Raw genomic sequence first — 15,140 nt, 5'->3', positions numbered from 1 at the left:
CCGTCGAGCACCGTGTCGCGGCTGGCGGCGCGGTGGACCGTGAAAGTTGCGGCGAGCCCTTGTTAAAACGTGGCGCGGGGAGACGTACAGGCTCGACGAAGGGCGTCGACGAGGAAGGACCGCCGATGATCGAGCTGACTGTTCCGCAGGTGACAGATCCTCTGTACGAACCGTATCGGCTGGTGAAGCTGGTCGACACAGTGGTGCGCGTGCGGGCTGAGGTCGCTCTGGCCGAGCAGCGCAACGAGACGATGACCATACTTGCGGCGACGCTCGTCGCTGGGAACCAGCAGGCGACCGTTACGGCTCGCGAGCCGGGTGGAGTTGAATGGACGATCTCCTTCGGGGGCGGCGCAAAGCCTGCAACGGCGTGACATCGATCAGATCCGTGGAACAACTCCCCGAGCAGACGCTCAGGGAGTTGTTCCACGAGCACGCGCCAGTGATTAAGCGGTACATCCGCCCGCGGATCGACGACAGTGGCGCGCGTGATGAAGTGTTTCAAAACGTGTGGTTGGGCTTTCTGGCATACGCGCAACGAACGCCGGTGGACAACGCCGGCGGGTTCCTCATGAGGCTGGCGGTCGTGCAGGTCAAGGTCTGGTACGGCCGTTCCGTCAAACGCGAGATCGCGTCCGACGCCATCGGTACGAGCTGCTCGGGCGATCCTTTGGCGCGCAGAGAGTGCGAACTGCTCATCAGACAGCTTCCCCAGGGACCGCAAGAAGTCGAGCTACGCCTCGATCTCTCGAAAGCACTGAGCGAACTCGCACCGCGGGACCGACTTGTGCTTAGCCTGACCTACGTCGACGGGCTCACCAACAGCGAGGTTGGCGTCGCGCTCGGCGTCAGTCAGCAACGTGTCCACCAAATACTGAGCAAAGCGCTGGCACGGCTCAAAGTCTCGGAGCATCTCAGAAATTACGGACGCGACAGCAGCAAGGAGGTAGGCGGGTGAACACAGGTGGCCGGCACGACGACGGCAATGTGCCACCTCTCCGGCCGGACGCCCGAGCGGTCGATACCGAGTTCGACATGCTGATGAGACGCTTCGAGCAGCTCGGCCAACCTCAACTGGACGCTCTGTATTCCGAGGCCGAGCAAGCCCGGAACGCCGATTTGAACGCTGTCATGCGACCGGCGGTGGTCCGAACGCTGCCACGTCTGGCCAGGCGAGTAGACGCGTCGGACGCCGATCTGATCGATGGCGTTCGTGCCGGCAACGTCGAGACCTACGGCAAGTTGTACGAACGTCATGTCCGATCCGCGAACATCCTGGCGATGCAGTTCTCCACCTCCACCGCGGACGCCGACGACCTGGTCGCGGAGGCGTTCGCCAAAGTCCTCGCCGCACTGCGCTCTGGCGGCGGGCCCGGGGCGGCGTTCCGGCCGTTCCTGCTGACGGCGGTGCGCCTCGCAGCGTATGACCGGACACGTAGGGAGAAGCGGCTCAAACTAGCCGGAGACATCGGCGACGTTCCCGGTGCCGCCAGGGCGAGCAGTATGCCGTTCGGCGACAAGGCGCAGGAGGACCTCGATCAGACGATGGTCGCCACGGCGTTCGCCACGTTGCCCGAACGCTGGCAGACGGTGTTGTGGCACACCGCGATCGAGGGCCAGTCGCCTCGCGATATCGCGCCGTTGGTGGGGCTGACCGCGAACGGCGTCTCCGTGATGACGTTCCGTGCGCGTGAAGGACTGCGCAAAGCGTTGTTGCAAGCGCACGTCGTCAACGAACCTGCGGAGACGTGCCGTGCGACAGTGACCAAGCTCGGCGCCTGGACGCGTGGCAGCCTCAAAAAACGCAAGGTTGTCCAGCTCAACGCGCACATGGACGACTGTGCGGAGTGCCGCAAGCTTGCTGGCGAACTGTCCGATGTCAACGGCACGCTGCGCGGTCTCGTCGCACCGATGGTCCTCGGTACAGGAACTGCCGGCTACCTTGCCGCATGTGCTGGCGATAGTGCGGCCATGAGAATCAGCGCATCGTCCGGATTCCGCGTGGCCGCCGTGGCCGTAGCCGCAGCGGTCCTCGGCGCGTCGGGTGTAATCAGTTCCGGAGGCCCGTCCTACAATCCTAGTGTGGCCTCAACAGTCACATCGGGCTCTGCGCCGACGACCGGAGCGAGCACGGTCAGCCGTTCAGCGACCGGCCCAACGCCCGCCGTACCTCCGGAGTCGACCAATCTGACGTTGACTGCGCCGACTGAGATCAGCATGGCCATCGGCGGCTCCCCCAACGAGTTGAACATCAGCATCACCAACAACGGCAACTCACCCACCACCTTGCCGACGCTGACGCTGACGTTGCCTGAAGAGATCGAGGCAGTCGGCCCAGGCAAAACTCCGGTTGGCGTCGTCGGATGCCCCGCAGGCAGCAGGATTGTGACCTGTGAGGGAGGGCAGGCGCTCGCCCCAGGCCAGACCCAAACGTTCCGGGTTCGTCTGCAAGCTGAAAGGAAGACAGGCGCCAGAGCCATCACCGGCACGGCGGGTCGATTCGCGGTGAGCATCCCCACCACCGTCGCGGCTGCGCACGGCTAAGTCCACGTCGGACAGAACCTGGTCATCAACTGGTCGACCGTTCGCGTCGCCCCATCGGGTCAATCGAGGACGTTGTGCAGTAAGTGATGTCAAGCTCGACGACGCGGTCGCTATCCCGCAGTCTTGTTGCCGGCCGACGAGCCGACCCTGCCGAAGCGTTGGCTCGATGGCCGGCCGGTTGACCGCGATCTTGCGTAGTACAGTTTGGCGTCCGGATTGATCAGATCGCGCGTCGTAACGGTGTCGATCTCATCGCACCTCCTCGCGCACCACAGCCACTGACGATCCGCCCGCGACATTCAGCAGCGCGAACCCACGCCCCCACCTCCTGGAGGCCGCACCCGACGTGCGGGTTGGTCTTCTCAGAGCTGCAGGATTCCGCGAACCCGCGTACCTCCGTTCCACTTGAACTCCACGGTCCAGCCGTCGTCCAACGGCGGGCTTCCCGGTGTGGCAAGCATGGGGCGAACAAGGTCCAGCGGCCAGCCAGCTGGTGCTGCGTTTCCTATCTCGCCGCCCTCCTCCGCATCCCTTCCACCTAGTCATGGTCGGTGAGAATTCCCGAGGTCGCGACATGAACCAGTGCCACTCGCGCCGGGCATCAGTCTTGTCACCCAGCACTGCCTTGCACCGGTCGAGTACACCGATCGTGTGATAGAGCAGCTGGCACGACGTAGAGACCGCCGTGCCCGCGCTGACGCTCGATCATCAGTGGGTGCCCGTCCGTCAACGCTTCGACGACCACCCGTCGGGTTGTTCTGCAAGAACGCCAGCCGCAGAGCAGAGGCGATCAGCAGTCCGTGCAGTCCGGCACCCGGCACGTCGGCGACGTCACCCTCGCGGACCTGAAACGGTCCAAGACGGTGATCTGCACTCGTCCGATCTTGCCATCCGGTCATCAGACCAAGCGACACGACGAACGGCGATGTCATCCAGCCGCGCGGGACCGTGCGGATACCCAAAAGGTTGATCATGCGTTTGCTGCAGCCGGAGTTTGAGACACCGGTTCGTTGTGGCTCCGTTCAGGTCCGCGACTCGTGCGGCTGATTTCCGTCAGACCTGATAGAAGCAAACTAGGTCGAATCTGCACGAAAAGCCACCTGACCTGCGGTGCAACAGTCGCACCGGGTAGTCGAGATGTGTAAGGTTGCGTCAGGTCTGAAAGTGGATATCCGCTTCCAGACGACCAGAACGGGTGACGCACAGGTCGTACGCGCCACCCGTCTGGCGCTACCTGAACAGGTCGCTGATCTGGCCGATCAACGTGACGACCTGCACCAGGACGGTGAGAACGACGGCGGTCCTTTCGGAGTTCGAGCTCCGGTTGGGCCGTCGTTGCTCTTCACGCTCAGGACCGTCGTCCCTCGCGTCGTTCTCCTCTTCCACTTGGTGCCTCCGCCGACTCGTCCTCAGCGGGCGGGTGTCGGTCTTCCCAGCCCGATCGGAGCCGGGAAGGGTGGAGTTGCCAAGCGGTTGAATGCCGCAACCGGTTGCTGCGTCACGACATGACCTTATCCGCCGCAGCTGACCGCGTCTCGAAGCCACGAGGCCATCTGTGGGCATCTTCCCCACATGTGGCTAGGTTCCCCCGCTCAAGTCCCCAGGTGGCGGTCGTTCACCTCGAACCGCGGCAGTGTCTCGTGGCACTTCACGGACGGAACTGAGGATGGTCGCTGCCGGTGCCGAATTCGCCCACTATCGGCGGAACCAAGCGGTTGGAATCGACCTCTGCACCAACTCGTTCTTCGAACACAAGACAGTCAACTCGCTGAGTTCGTCGCACCAGGCCGACAACGTGCGCGACGCCTGGGAGGACGGGCTGCTCGCCGACCAGGCTCAGCACAGCATGCACCGGCGATGGCCCCATCGCGCCTTCAGCGAAGCGGCATGCGCACGTCGGCGAGGTGGTGATCGCCCTGTCTTCGGGTCCATCCGCAGAGGAGACGTGCGACAAGCGTTCCCTTACGCCGAGAACTCGTTGATTGTGGCCAGCGGTTGGAAGCGTCCGGCCAGCGGCAAGAACGCCAAGACCGACTTCCGCCACACCGAACTTCGAGAAAAGTGTTGTAGGACAACGCTTTCGCGCTCCAGCACGGCTTGAGAGACGCCGTTCGGCCTAGTGCCGGGCCGCGGCCCCGGCTCCGATTTCGGCCGCGCTGACCCGCGCGGTCACTACAACGCGCCGAGTCAACCACTCATCGAGTTGGGGTTCTGCGGGGCAACGGCCGCGCATAGATTCGACAGCGCGGCACGAACGCAAAGGGCGGCCCAGACCAGGGCCGCCCTTCACCGATCACCTCAGAGAAGTGATCAAGTGCTCCCCTGCCGCGCCAAGAAGTTCACGTCGTGTGGAGTGGCCGATCGCTTGGTCGGCTGGCCGGTCACTCCGCTCCTCAACCCAGAAGGACAACACCGGAATGAGACTAGGTATCGATGGGACCAACGCGCCACCCCCGCACACGCACTGCTGCGCTGATGAGCAGCCGGCCAGCGACGAAGGGCGACCGGAGTCGCTTGCACCGATCAACGATGACCTTGCGGCGCGCGGCGAGCAGCCATCGAGCGTCGCCGAACAGCAGGGAAGTTCGGTCAGACTGATCGGCCGGATCACGTCAAGTTGGCCCGCCACCTGGCGAATGGTGACCTTGCTCATCGTGTTCGTCGTGCTCTTGGGTGGCCTTCTGCTGTTGGTGCCTGCGGACATCGAGCTGGGACCGATTCGGATCCTGCCTCACTGACCTGCGTCTTTGCCAACGTCAGGTTCCAAGCGCGAGGGGTGGGCATCTGCTGATGCCCACCCCTCAGGTGTTCAACGGCGACACTCGAGCTGGCTGACGACGGATACGCCCATCAGGCCGAGCTCAGGACCAGCAGTGGCACGTTCGGGCTCGGCCAGGGCAGCCGTCAGAGAGGGTCGGTCCTTGGGAGATTTACCTTCCACTGACAGCCGGGATGTGACACGTCGTCGGACGTCTCCGCCGATGGGCGAAAGTCGGCAACACATCAGCGGTTGGGCCCAAGCGCCTTTGCCTTCAAGTCACCTCGCTGCTCCCGCGCTGTCCACCGACCTCGGAGCCACAGGCTGACGTAGACCAAGCCCACCAGCACCGGCACCTCGATCAGCGGTCCGACCACGCCAGCGAGCGCCTGGCCCGAGGTCACGCCGAACACACCGATCGCCACCGCGATGGCGAGTTCGAAGTTATTGCCGGCCGCAGTGAAAGCGAGCGTCGTGGTGCGCTCGTAGTTCAGGCCGGATGCCTTGCCGATCGCGTACGAACCGGCCCACATCGCGGCGAAGTACACGAGCAGCGGCAGGGCGATGCGGGCGACGTCGAGCGGGCGGTTCGTGATCGCTTCACCCTGCAGCGCGAACAAGATGACGATGGTGAACAGCAGTCCGTACAGGGCGATCGGGCCGATGCGAGGCAGGAACGTCGACTCGTACCAGTCACGTCCGCGGGCGCGTTCGCCGAGTGTCCGGGTGAAGTAGCCGGCGAGCAGCGGGATGCCGAGGAAGATCAGCACCGATTTGGCGATCGACCATGCGGAGAAGTCCACCGCCGCGGTGGTCAGCCCAAGCCAGCCCGGCAGCAAGTCGAGGTAGAACCAGGCGAGCACGCCGAACATGACCACCTGGAACACCGAGTTGAGCGCCACGAGCACCGCCGCAGCCTCGCGGTCACCGCATGCGAGGTCGTTCCAGATGATGACCATGGCGATGCACCTGGCGAGACCGACGATGATCAGGCCGGTGCGGTACTCGGGCAGTTCCGCCAGGAAGGTCCAGGCGAGGGCGAACATCAGCGCTGGGCCGAGCACCCAGTTCAGGACTAGCGAGATGACCATCGTGCGGGTGTCGCGGGCGACGGAGTCGAGCTTGTCGTAGCGGACCTTCGCGAGAACCGGGTACATCATCAGAAGAAGACCCAACGCGATCGGCAGGGACACCTCGCCGATCTTCACCGCTTCCAGGACACCCTGGAGATTCGGCACGAACCGGCCCAGCGCGAGTCCGAGCACCATCGCGAGGCCGATCCACACCGGCAGCATCCGATCCAAAAAGGACAGACGTTCGAGTGCGCGGCTGGTCACCAGTTCCTCCTGTGGAGCGTTGTTCAGTCGCAGCAGACGCTGGCTTCGCGCAGCGGACCGCCGGGAGCGAGCAGGTCGGCCATCGCGTCCAGCGCTTCGGCGTTGATCCGGTACCAGCTCCACGTGCCACGCCGTTCGCGGGTCAGGAGGCCCGCGTTGACGAGGATCTTCACGTGGTGACTGAGCGAGGACTGCGGCATGTCGAACTGGCCGGCGAGGTCGCAGAAGCAGGCTTCCTCACCCTTCGTGCGGCGGATGAGGTTGACCAGCTTGACCCTGACCGGGTCGCCGAGAGCCTTGAACAGGCGCGCGGCGGCCTCCGCATCAGGCTCAACGGCCTCCAGCAGCGCGTCCCGGCTTGTCGACATGACAGCCAGCATAGGGCCTTGGATTGACATCCGTCGATACAGGAGGTGTGATCTGCATCGACAAATTCCGCTCCACGCCCGCCGGTGATGCAGGATGAAGGCATCACCCGTAAGGAGTACGACCGTGGCCAAGACCCCCGAGGTGCTGTTCGTCTGCGTTCACAACGCGGGACGTTCTCAGATGGCGGCCGCCCTTCTCCAGCACTACGGACTCGGCCGGGTCGCTGTGCGGTCTGCCGGTTCCGAGCCCGCGGAGAAGGTCAACCCGGCAGCTGCGCAAGCGCTCGCCGAGTGGGGACTCGACATCACCGCCGAGGTGCCGACCAAGCTGACCTACGACGATGTCGAAGCATCGGACGTCGTCATCACCATGGGCTGCGGTGACACCTGCCCCGTGTTCCCCGGCAAGCGTTACCTCGACTGGAAGCTCGACGACCCCGCGGGTCAGAGCGTCGAGGCAGTCCGGCCGATCCGGGACGAGATCGACCGCCGAGTGCGCCAGCTCGTTCACGAACTGTTCGACTAGTGTTCCTAGCAGCGTATATTGACGAGTATCAATGCAGCTTGTTTGACTTCTGGCACCCGTGCCCGATGCAAGCGTCGTGAGGACACGATCATGGATCGCACCACCGACGACCTGCCGTTCCGACTTCTCCTGCTCGTGCAGTACCTGCGCTTCCGGGGCTGGGCTTCGACCCAGCCGGTGGAATGGGGAGGTGCCGCGGGTGCGGTGGGAGTGGTGGTGGTCCGGCTCGTCGGTGAGGAGTGGTGGGTCGCGGCGCTGTGCGGCTTCATGCTCGGCATCGTGGCCGTGCTGCTGATACCGCCGGTTACTCGACGAGACTCTTGATCTCGGAGACTGCCGCTCGCGCGGTGCGGCCGACACCGATCAACGTCGCCGACGCCGGACCGGTCCAGCTTCCGTAGCCGAGCAGGTGCAGGCGGGGCTCGTCCGCCGCGCGCGTTCCGATCACTTCAATCCTGCCGTCCTTGGTGCGCAGGCCGAGCGGGGCCAGGTGGTTCAGGACAGGCCGGAAGCCGGTGCACCAGATGACCACGTCCGCCTCCTGCCGGGATCCGTCCGGCCACACCACTTCGCTTCCGTCGAAGTGGTCGAACATCGGTCGGGCGACGAGACGCCCGGCATCGCGTGCCTCGCGCACAGGAGGAACGGCGACGATGTCACCGAGGTTGCCGATACCGCCGACCTGGGTGCTGGCGATGTCGAACAGCGCTTTGCCGTCGATCTCGTCCGGCAGGTAGCGCGGCGGCCTGAGGGTCACCCAGGTGAGCTCGACGTGCTCGATCAGATCGGCGGCGATCTGGGCCCCGGAGTTGCCCCCGCCCACCACGACAACCCGCTGACCGGAGAACTGCGCGGCGTTGCGGTAACCCGTGGTGTGCAGCTGCGTTCCCGTGAATCGGCCGGGGACCGTCGGTACGAACGGCCTCGACCACGTCCCGGTGGCGCTGATGACGGCTTTGGCCTCCCACTCGCCGGTGTCGGTCTCCACGACCAGCCCCGAGCCGTCTCGCCGGACAGCCTGCACGTCGACCGGCCGGTGGATCGGCAGGGCGTAGCGCTTCTCGTAGGCGGTGAGGTAGTCGATCACGTGCTCGGCGGTCGGGTAACCGTCGAGGAAGGGCGGCATAGGCCAGCCGGGCAGCGAACTGTGCCGCGCGATCGAGAAGAGCCTCAACGAGTCCCACCCGTGCTGCCAGGCACCTCCCGGCTCGGGCTGGGAGTCGAGGATGACGAAGCTCAGCCCGGCTCTGCGCAGGTAGAACCCTGCGGCGAGGCCGGACTGGCCCCCACCGATCACAACGACGTCGGTCACTCGTCCTCCGGCATTCCGATCAGATCGCGTCCACGGGACTGCGCGCGAGCACGGCTGCCAACCCGAAGGCCAAGCCCATCACCGCCAGTTCCAGTGCCGCCCAGCGTACGAAAGCGGTCGGGCGCTGCGCACGGATCGATGACAGCAGGCGGAAGCGGATGTGGGCACCCAGCAACCCCGCCGCTGTCAGCAGCACGCCCTTGAGCACGAGGATCCGTCCGTACGTGGTCGTGAAGAGAGCTGAGAACCACTGCACGTCCGGTGACACGACGAGGTGCAACACACCCGACACCACACCGGCGATCGCGGCGACGAAGATGCAGACGGTGGCCAGTCGCGAGAACCTCGGCAAGGCGTCCGCCAGGAGTTCCCGCTGCGCACCGGCCGCGATGGCCACCGCGAGCAGTCCTCCTGTCCATGCCGTCACCGCGAGCACGTGCAGTTCCAGCCCCAGCACACCGAGCGCGAGAACACCGTCGGGGGCGTCGAAGGAGTGACCGCTGGGCGGCAACGGCAACACGGTGAACGTCGCGATCACCAGTGGCAGCAACACCGGAACATCGCGACGTACAGCCACAGCAGCAACGACGAGGTTGACAACGGCGCCGGCCATGACGAGCGCGAGTGCGGTTCCGGTGCGGAAACCCGTGATGTGCCAGACGATCATCTCACCCGTGATCTGGTGTCCCACGTGGACCGTCGCGATGTCGAGGACCAGACATGCGAGAGCGGCCACCACCCACACCGCCGAGCCGACGACCGCGACGCGGGACGCAGCTCGGCGCCGCGTCCCCACCAGAAATGGCAGCAGAGCGGCACCGACCACGACCACGGCCGCAAGCATGATCGCCATCCGGGCGAGAGGCAGCCCGATCCGGACTGCCGTGGCGGGCTCGACCAAACCTGGAGCCGCGGACACGACGCTCATCCCGAGTCCAACCAGCACACCGGACACACATCCGGCGGCGATGACGAGTCCCAGGAACGAAGACGGCGCGCGCCCGGACAGGCGGGTCACCGTCATGACGAGGTTCCCACCTGGTTGATCCGTACACCGCCGAGATAGTCGGCGGTGTACGGACGGACGTCGACATCGGGCTCGCTGGTGAACATCTCCAGGCGCAGCAGCGAATCCCGCTTCGGGATCCCGTTCTCTTCGTGCGCGTATGCGAGGAAAAAGGTGGGATCGGACAGGGCGCTGAGCCCGACGACGCGGTCGGCCTGATCCGAGCCGGACCCGGGGTCGACGACGTGGGACGGCACCGCGGCGAAGCCGAGCCGGTTCTTGAACCCGAACAGGCCTGGTTTGGCGAGGTGGCCGTAGAGGTTCGGGTCGCTGCCCAGGCTCACCCACGAGAACCCGCGCTGCCTCGCCACCTCGATCACTTCGAGGTAGAGCACCTTCGCGAGGCTCGACTGCCTCTGGTCGGGCAACGTCGCCGAGAACCGCGCACGGACCTCGCTGCGGACGTGCGACTCCTCGTTGATGCTCGCGCCGACCAAAGTGCCGTTCGATCGCATGCAGACGGCGAAGTAGCGATCGGCGTCGGCGAGCACCTTGTCCTTCTGCTCCTTGGCGACCGCCCAACCGTGCTTCATCCGGGCGATGCCGGCCTCGTAGATCGGCAGGAACTCGTCGAGCAGCTCGGCGTCGACCACCTCGGTCCGCACCAAGAGCCCATCGGCGTGACGCCGTGCCGTGCGGAGGTTCTGCCTGTCCTTGCCGGACAGACGCGCGACGAACTCCTCTTCGCTGCCCAGCGGCGCGGCTCGCCACGTGAGCACCTGGGGCTTGGGGTGGAAGCCGGCAGAGGCCAGCTCACGCCAGAGGTGCGCGGGCGGGTCTTGGACCCGCACGACGTCGACGTCGGCGCTGAAGGCGCGCCAAGCGCCGGACAACGCGTCGGCGGCGTCGACTACCGCCATCGGCACGCCCAGTGCCACCGTTCTCAACGGTCAGCCCACCGAGGTCAGCTCTGCCGACCTGGTCGCGGTCGGTCCCGAAGGCCCCGTCAGGTCCGCAGGACTGGTCTCACCGCGGAACGTGCGCAGCCGCAGGCTGTTCGACAGGACGAAGATGCTCGACAGCGCCATTGCGAGGCCCGCGATCATCGGGTTGAGCCAGCCCATTGCAGCGAGCGGGATCGCCGCGATGTTGTACGCGAACGCCCAGAACAGGTTGCCCTTGATCGTGCCGAGCGTGCGACGCGCCAGCCGGACCGCGTCCGGTGCGCTGCGCAGATCGCCGCGCACTAGCGTGATGTCGCTGGCCTCGATCGCGGCGTCGGTTCCCGTACCCATAGCGATGCCGAGATCGGCCTGGGCAAGCGCGGCGGCGTCGTTGACACCGTCGCCGACCATCGCGACCGTGCGTCCTTCGGACTGCAGGCGCTTGACCACTGCGACCTTGTCCTCGGGAAGGACTTCGGCCTCGACGTCGTCGATACCCACCTGCTTGGCGATGGTGCGCGCGGCTCGCTCATTATCGCCCGTGAGCAGGACGGGGTGCAGTCCGAGGCGCTTGAGCTGTGCCACTGCTTCCGCGCTGGACGGCTTGGTGGTGTCGGAGACCGTCAGCACGCCGCGCACCTGGCCGCCCCAGCCGATCAGCACCGGCGTCTGCCCACATTCCTGCGCGCGGGTGAGCGCATCGCTGAGCGCGTCGGGTGTCGACAGCCTGTCACCTAGCCACGTGGCCCTGCCGACGAGAACTGACTTGCCGTCGACCACACCGCTCACGCCGAGGCCGGCGGTGGCCTCGAAGTCCGTGACCGAGCCCAAGGACTGCAAGCGTTCTTTGGCAGCTGTGGCAATCGCCTTGGCGATCGGGTGCTCCGAGGCGTTCTCCAGCGCACCGGCGAGGCGGAGAATTTCCTCCTCGTCCTCACCTTCGGCGGGAACGATCTCCACGAGGCGCATGGCGCCCGTGGTCACCGTGCCGGTCTTGTCGAGCACGATCGTGTCGATCCGTCGAGTCGACTCGAGCACCTCGGGACCGCGGATCAAGATGCCGAGCTGGGCACCCCGGCCCGTGCCCACCAGCAAAGCTGTCGGAGTGGCCAGGCCCAGCGAACACGGGCAGGCGACGACCAGGACCGAGACCGCCGCCACGAGAGCGGTGGCGACGTCCGCGCCGTTGCCGAGCCAGAACCCGAACGCCGCGACCGCCAGGCCGATGACCACCGGCACGAACACCGCCGCCACACGATCTGCCAAGCGCTGGACTGACGCCTTGCCCGCCTGGGCTTCGCTCACGAGCTTCGCCATGTGAGCGAGCTGCGTGTCCGCACCGACGCGCTCGGCTCGCACCACCAGACGACCATTGGCGTTGACGGTCGCTCCGGTGACGGGATCACCGGGCGACACCTCGACGGGAACGCTCTCGCCGGTGAGCATCGACGCGTCCACCGCCGAGCTGCCCTCGACCACGATCCCGTCGGTGGCGACCTTCTCGCCAGGACGAACGACGAAGTGCTCGCCGACCTTCAGCTGCTTGATCGGGATGATGATCTCTTGTCCGGCCCGCAGCACTGTGACGTCCTTGGCGCCGAGCTCGAGCAAGGCGCGAACCGCGGCGCCCGCACGACGCTTGGAGCGGTGCTCGGCGTAGCGGCCGGCGAGGATGAAGACCGTCAGGGTGGCGGCGACCTCGAGGTAGATGTGGTGCAGGCCCTGGCCGGACACCGGCAGCATGACGAACGGCATCTTCATGTCGGGGACGCCGGCGTAGCCGAAGAACAGTGTGTAGAGGGACCAGCCGAAGGCGGCGAGGACGCCCAGGGAGATCAGCGTGTCCATGGTGCCCGAGGCGTGTCGCAGGTTCTTCCACGCCGCCACGTGGAACTGCGCCGCACCCCAGGTCGCGACCGGTGCCGCGAGAGTCAAGGACAACCACTGCCAGTACGTGAACTGCAGGGGCGGGATCATCGCCATCGCGACGACCGGGACCGTCAAGGCGAGGCACAGCAGGAGCTTGCGCCGCATCGCCGCGAGAGCCTGTTCCTCGGCCAGGTCCTCGGCGTTCGGCGCCCCGTCGGCGCTCTCCACGACCTCTTCGACCGGGAGTGCGGCGGTGTAACCGATGGACTCCACGAGAGCGATCAGGTCCTCGACCTTCACGCTGGGATCGTGCGCGACGTGCGCCTGCTCCAGCGCGAAGTTGACCTCCGCTTGGACGCCTTCCATGCGGTTGAGCTTGCGCTCGATGCGGGCCGAACAGGACCCGCAGGTCATGCCGCCGATGTTGAGCGTGACCACCGCTTGTGGTGCGGCCGTCGTGGCCGATCCAGCCATCTCCCCTGCCCTCCCCTACCGGATTTCCTTCACCACAAGATCGGCGCGTGCGTGCCGGCCACGTACGCCAGCGCGAAGACCGCGACGAGGATGGCCGCGAAGCCGACGAGCTTGACCGGGACGCTCACGCGAGCACGCCGACGTACTTGTACTTCGTGGTCTCGACGGCGGCCTGAACGGCGTCGTCGGAGATGGGACCTTCGGAGGTGATCTCCACGCGGCCCGCGGCCGGGTCGATCTTGATCTCCGACAGCCCGGGGACGTTCTCCTCGATGGCGGTCCGGACGCGCTTCGCGCAGCCGCCGCAGGTCATTCCCGTGACGGAGTAGGCAGTCGTGGTCATCGCGTTGTCTCTTTCTCTGACAGGGTCTCTCGGGCGAAATCGCGGATCCGCTGGAGTGCGGTGGTGATCGAGTCCTCGCTCACGGCGTAGGACAGCCGGACGTGGTCGGGCGCTCCGAAGTCGGCTCCGGGCATGACCGCGACCTGGGCGTCTGCGAGCAGTCGTTCGGCGAAGGTCGCGGCATCGGCGATTCCGTGGTGGCCGTAGAAGCCGGTCACGTCGGCGAACGCGAAGAACGCGCCGCGTGGCTCGACCGCCAGCCTCATGCCGGGAATGGCGCTCAGGCCGCCGCGCATCATTCCGCGGCGGAAGTCCAGGTCGTCTTTACGCCGAGCCAGCTCCGCCACCGGTTCGTCGGCCACGGCTGCGAGCGCCGCGTACTGGGAGATCGTCGAGGGTGCGGAGGTGGTGTGCCCCTGCACCGCCGTCATCGCGGAGATCACCGGCTCGGGTCCGGCGGCGAAGCCGACTCGCCAGCCGGTCATGGCGAAGGTCTTCGAGAAACCCGCGACCGTGATCGTCCGCTCTCTGATCTCCTCGCCGAGTGACGCCACGCTGGTGAACTTCGCCTCGGCATAGACGAGGTCGCCGTAGATCTCGTCGCTGAGGATGACGAGGTCGTTCTCGACCGCCACCGCCGCAAGCGCTTCGAGCTCGTCGCGGTCGTAGACGACGCCGGTCGGGTTCGAAGGGCTGTTGATCAGCAACACCTTGGTGCGGCTGGTGATCCTGTCCTCGACCATGGCCGGCGTGAGCTTGAAACCGGTGTTCTCCCCGGTGGGAATCACCACCGGTTCACCGCCGGCCAGGGTGACCATGTGCGGGAAGCTGACCCAGTGCGGAGCCTGGATCAGCACCTCGTCACCGGGGTCCAGCAACACCGCGAAGGCGTTGGCCAACGCCTGCTTCGCCCCGTTGGTCACCACGATCTGATCCGCCGGGTACGGGCAGCTCCACGCCGAGTCGAGGCGTGTGGCGATGGCGGCGCGCAAAGCGGGTATCCCCGCGACCGCCGTGTAACGGGTCAAACCGTGCTCGATCGCGTCGATACCGCCGCGACACGCCTCGTCGGGCGTCGGAAAATCGACCTCGCCACCCGTCAGGTTGACGACATCGACCCCATCAGCCACGAGCTGCTTCACGTAAGCGTCCAGTGACGCCGTGCTCGACGGCGGCACCATGGCAGCGCGGCGGTTCAGCATCTCGGCCTCCTACTTGGCGTTGAGCGTGAAGCTCACGTCGGCAGGAGATCCGGAGCTGGGAGTCACCTGGACCTTGACGATCCACTCACCGCCCATGCCCAGGACGAGCTTGGCGTCGTAGCCGTCGCCGTTCGGAGTCGCGTTCTGCTCACCGCTGTGCATGTTCATTGACGGCATGTCGGGCGTGAGCTTCACCGTAGCGTTGGTGATCTTCTCGCCCTTGTCGTTCTTGACCGTGATGCGCGCGTCCGCCGACTTCCCCCCTCGTAGAGGGCATGGGGTCGTGAGGTCGATCGAGAGACCAGAGCCGGTCTTGGTTTCGGTGCAGGTCTCCGTAGGAGCACCCGCATCTGCCGGGCGTGCCCCGCACCCCGTGGTGACGGCGGCAAGCGCCGCCACCGCGACGAGCGAGGCGACTCGCGTCCTGGTCATGGAATCTCCTCAGTCGTACCGGACT

General features: G+C 66.1%; 17 protein-coding genes. 7 read left to right on the top strand and 10 right to left on the bottom strand.

Annotation, left to right across the window (positions count from 1 at the left end; all coding sequences use genetic code 11):
* Window positions 1-125: 125 nt before the first annotated feature.
* Genes ACFWV3_RS20885 through ACFWV3_RS20875 form a run of 3 tightly spaced genes read left to right on the top strand, consistent with a single transcriptional unit; the run spans window position 126 to window position 2,544 of the window.
* Window positions 126-374 carry a hypothetical protein gene (locus tag ACFWV3_RS20885; RefSeq protein ID WP_382413046.1) on the top strand — a complete coding sequence of 83 codons (249 nt, stop codon included), beginning with the start codon at window positions 126-128 and terminating at the stop codon, window positions 372-374.
* The gene (locus ACFWV3_RS20880) at window positions 329-958 is read left to right on the top strand and encodes a sigma-70 family RNA polymerase sigma factor (protein ID WP_382413045.1); all 630 of its coding nucleotides are present in this window, start codon (window positions 329-331) and stop codon (window positions 956-958) included. The genes ACFWV3_RS20885 and ACFWV3_RS20880 overlap by 46 nt, the downstream gene beginning before the upstream one ends.
* Window positions 955-2,544 (top strand): RNA polymerase sigma factor, encoded by a 1,590-nt coding sequence (locus ACFWV3_RS20875; protein ID WP_382413044.1) that lies wholly within the window; start codon window positions 955-957, stop codon window positions 2,542-2,544. Before ACFWV3_RS20880 ends, ACFWV3_RS20875 begins: the two co-directional genes overlap by 4 nt.
* Before the next feature lie 1,230 nt (window positions 2,545-3,774).
* Here the strand turns inward: ACFWV3_RS20875 and ACFWV3_RS20870 are convergent.
* Window positions 3,775-3,930: a hypothetical protein gene (locus tag ACFWV3_RS20870; RefSeq protein WP_382413043.1), complete on the bottom strand. Its 156-nt coding sequence runs from the start codon at window positions 3,928-3,930 to the stop codon at window positions 3,775-3,777.
* A gap of 280 nt (window positions 3,931-4,210) precedes the next feature.
* Here ACFWV3_RS20870 and ACFWV3_RS20865 point away from each other — a divergent pair, with 280 nt between their 5' ends.
* Together ACFWV3_RS20865 and ACFWV3_RS20860 are read left to right on the top strand one after the other, a co-directional pair.
* Window positions 4,211-4,645, top strand: a complete 435-nt coding sequence (locus tag ACFWV3_RS20865) for a hypothetical protein (protein ID WP_382413042.1) — start codon at window positions 4,211-4,213, stop codon at window positions 4,643-4,645.
* A 316-nt stretch (window positions 4,646-4,961) separates the two neighbouring features.
* Window positions 4,962-5,282, top strand: coding sequence for a hypothetical protein (locus tag ACFWV3_RS20860; protein WP_382413041.1), 321 nt, complete (start codon window positions 4,962-4,964; stop codon window positions 5,280-5,282).
* A 265-nt stretch (window positions 5,283-5,547) separates the two neighbouring features.
* On the opposite strand, the gene arsB is transcribed toward ACFWV3_RS20860, so the two are convergent.
* Entirely contained in the window at window positions 5,548-6,642 is a 1,095-nt protein-coding gene (gene arsB, locus ACFWV3_RS20855; protein ID WP_382413100.1) for an ACR3 family arsenite efflux transporter, read from the bottom strand.
* Between the two features lie 20 nt (window positions 6,643-6,662).
* Window positions 6,663-7,007 carry an ArsR/SmtB family transcription factor gene (locus ACFWV3_RS20850; RefSeq protein ID WP_382413040.1) on the bottom strand — a complete coding sequence of 115 codons (345 nt, stop codon included), beginning with the start codon at window positions 7,005-7,007 and terminating at the stop codon, window positions 6,663-6,665.
* A 124-nt stretch (window positions 7,008-7,131) separates the two neighbouring features.
* Here ACFWV3_RS20850 and ACFWV3_RS20845 point away from each other — a divergent pair, with 124 nt between their 5' ends.
* The gene (locus ACFWV3_RS20845; protein WP_382413039.1) at window positions 7,132-7,533 is read left to right on the top strand and encodes an arsenate reductase ArsC; all 402 of its coding nucleotides are present in this window, start codon (window positions 7,132-7,134) and stop codon (window positions 7,531-7,533) included.
* A 90-nt stretch (window positions 7,534-7,623) separates the two neighbouring features.
* Window positions 7,624-7,857, top strand: a complete 234-nt coding sequence (locus tag ACFWV3_RS20840) for a hypothetical protein (protein ID WP_382413038.1) — start codon at window positions 7,624-7,626, stop codon at window positions 7,855-7,857.
* Here ACFWV3_RS20840 and ACFWV3_RS20835 read toward each other — a convergent pair.
* The 7 genes from ACFWV3_RS20835 to ACFWV3_RS20805 all read right to left on the bottom strand — a co-directional run bounded on the left by ACFWV3_RS20835 (window position 7,838) and on the right by ACFWV3_RS20805 (window position 15,115).
* On the bottom strand, window positions 7,838-8,845 hold the full coding sequence (locus ACFWV3_RS20835) for an ArsO family NAD(P)H-dependent flavin-containing monooxygenase (protein WP_382413037.1): 1,008 nt from the start codon (window positions 8,843-8,845) through the stop codon (window positions 7,838-7,840). The two genes, ACFWV3_RS20840 and ACFWV3_RS20835, sit on opposite strands and share 20 nt — an antisense overlap.
* A 19-nt stretch (window positions 8,846-8,864) precedes the next feature.
* On the bottom strand, window positions 8,865-9,869 hold the full coding sequence (locus ACFWV3_RS20830; RefSeq protein WP_382413036.1) for a copper resistance D family protein: 1,005 nt from the start codon (window positions 9,867-9,869) through the stop codon (window positions 8,865-8,867).
* Entirely contained in the window at window positions 9,866-10,789 is a 924-nt protein-coding gene (locus ACFWV3_RS20825) for a GNAT family N-acetyltransferase (protein WP_382413035.1), read from the bottom strand. Before ACFWV3_RS20825 ends, ACFWV3_RS20830 begins: the two co-directional genes overlap by 4 nt.
* A gap of 12 nt (window positions 10,790-10,801) precedes the next feature.
* Window positions 10,802-13,138, bottom strand: a complete 2,337-nt coding sequence (locus tag ACFWV3_RS20820) for a heavy metal translocating P-type ATPase (protein WP_382413034.1) — start codon at window positions 13,136-13,138, stop codon at window positions 10,802-10,804.
* Between the two features lie 124 nt (window positions 13,139-13,262).
* Window positions 13,263-13,481 carry a heavy-metal-associated domain-containing protein gene (locus ACFWV3_RS20815; RefSeq protein WP_382413033.1) on the bottom strand — a complete coding sequence of 73 codons (219 nt, stop codon included), beginning with the start codon at window positions 13,479-13,481 and terminating at the stop codon, window positions 13,263-13,265.
* Window positions 13,478-14,683, bottom strand: a complete 1,206-nt coding sequence (locus ACFWV3_RS20810) for a pyridoxal phosphate-dependent aminotransferase (protein ID WP_382413032.1) — start codon at window positions 14,681-14,683, stop codon at window positions 13,478-13,480. Before ACFWV3_RS20810 ends, ACFWV3_RS20815 begins: the two co-directional genes overlap by 4 nt.
* A 9-nt stretch (window positions 14,684-14,692) precedes the next feature.
* Window positions 14,693-15,115 carry a FixH family protein gene (locus ACFWV3_RS20805; RefSeq protein ID WP_382413031.1) on the bottom strand — a complete coding sequence of 141 codons (423 nt, stop codon included), beginning with the start codon at window positions 15,113-15,115 and terminating at the stop codon, window positions 14,693-14,695.
* Between the last annotated feature and the right edge of the window lie 25 nt (window positions 15,116-15,140).

The sequence above is a fragment of the Lentzea sp. NPDC059081 genome, assembly GCF_042738015.1.
In the GTDB taxonomy this organism is placed as follows: domain Bacteria; phylum Actinomycetota; class Actinomycetes; order Mycobacteriales; family Pseudonocardiaceae; genus Lentzea.
This window is presented reverse-complemented; position numbering and strand designations above follow the sequence as displayed.

What these genes read in the sequence shown, in the direction of transcription:
- ACFWV3_RS20885 (WP_382413046.1), top strand. Translation starts at nt 126, where the DNA reads ATGATCGAGCTGACTGTTCCGCAGGTGACAGATCCTCTGTACGAACCG.
- ACFWV3_RS20880 (WP_382413045.1), top strand. Translation starts at nt 329, where the DNA reads ATGGACGATCTCCTTCGGGGGCGGCGCAAAGCCTGCAACGGCGTGACA.
- ACFWV3_RS20865 (WP_382413042.1), top strand. Translation starts at nt 4,211, where the DNA reads ATGGTCGCTGCCGGTGCCGAATTCGCCCACTATCGGCGGAACCAAGCG.
- ACFWV3_RS20860 (WP_382413041.1), top strand. Translation starts at nt 4,962, where the DNA reads ATGAGACTAGGTATCGATGGGACCAACGCGCCACCCCCGCACACGCAC.
- ACFWV3_RS20850 (WP_382413040.1), bottom strand. Translation starts at nt 7,007, where the DNA reads ATGTCGACAAGCCGGGACGCGCTGCTGGAGGCCGTTGAGCCTGATGCG.
- ACFWV3_RS20840 (WP_382413038.1), top strand. Translation starts at nt 7,624, where the DNA reads ATGGATCGCACCACCGACGACCTGCCGTTCCGACTTCTCCTGCTCGTG.
- ACFWV3_RS20830 (WP_382413036.1), bottom strand. Translation starts at nt 9,869, where the DNA reads ATGACGGTGACCCGCCTGTCCGGGCGCGCGCCGTCTTCGTTCCTGGGA.
- ACFWV3_RS20820 (WP_382413034.1), bottom strand. Translation starts at nt 13,138, where the DNA reads ATGGCTGGATCGGCCACGACGGCCGCACCACAAGCGGTGGTCACGCTC.
- ACFWV3_RS20815 (WP_382413033.1), bottom strand. Translation starts at nt 13,481, where the DNA reads ATGACCACGACTGCCTACTCCGTCACGGGAATGACCTGCGGCGGCTGC.
- ACFWV3_RS20810 (WP_382413032.1), bottom strand. Translation starts at nt 14,683, where the DNA reads ATGCTGAACCGCCGCGCTGCCATGGTGCCGCCGTCGAGCACGGCGTCA.
- ACFWV3_RS20805 (WP_382413031.1), bottom strand. Translation starts at nt 15,115, where the DNA reads ATGACCAGGACGCGAGTCGCCTCGCTCGTCGCGGTGGCGGCGCTTGCC.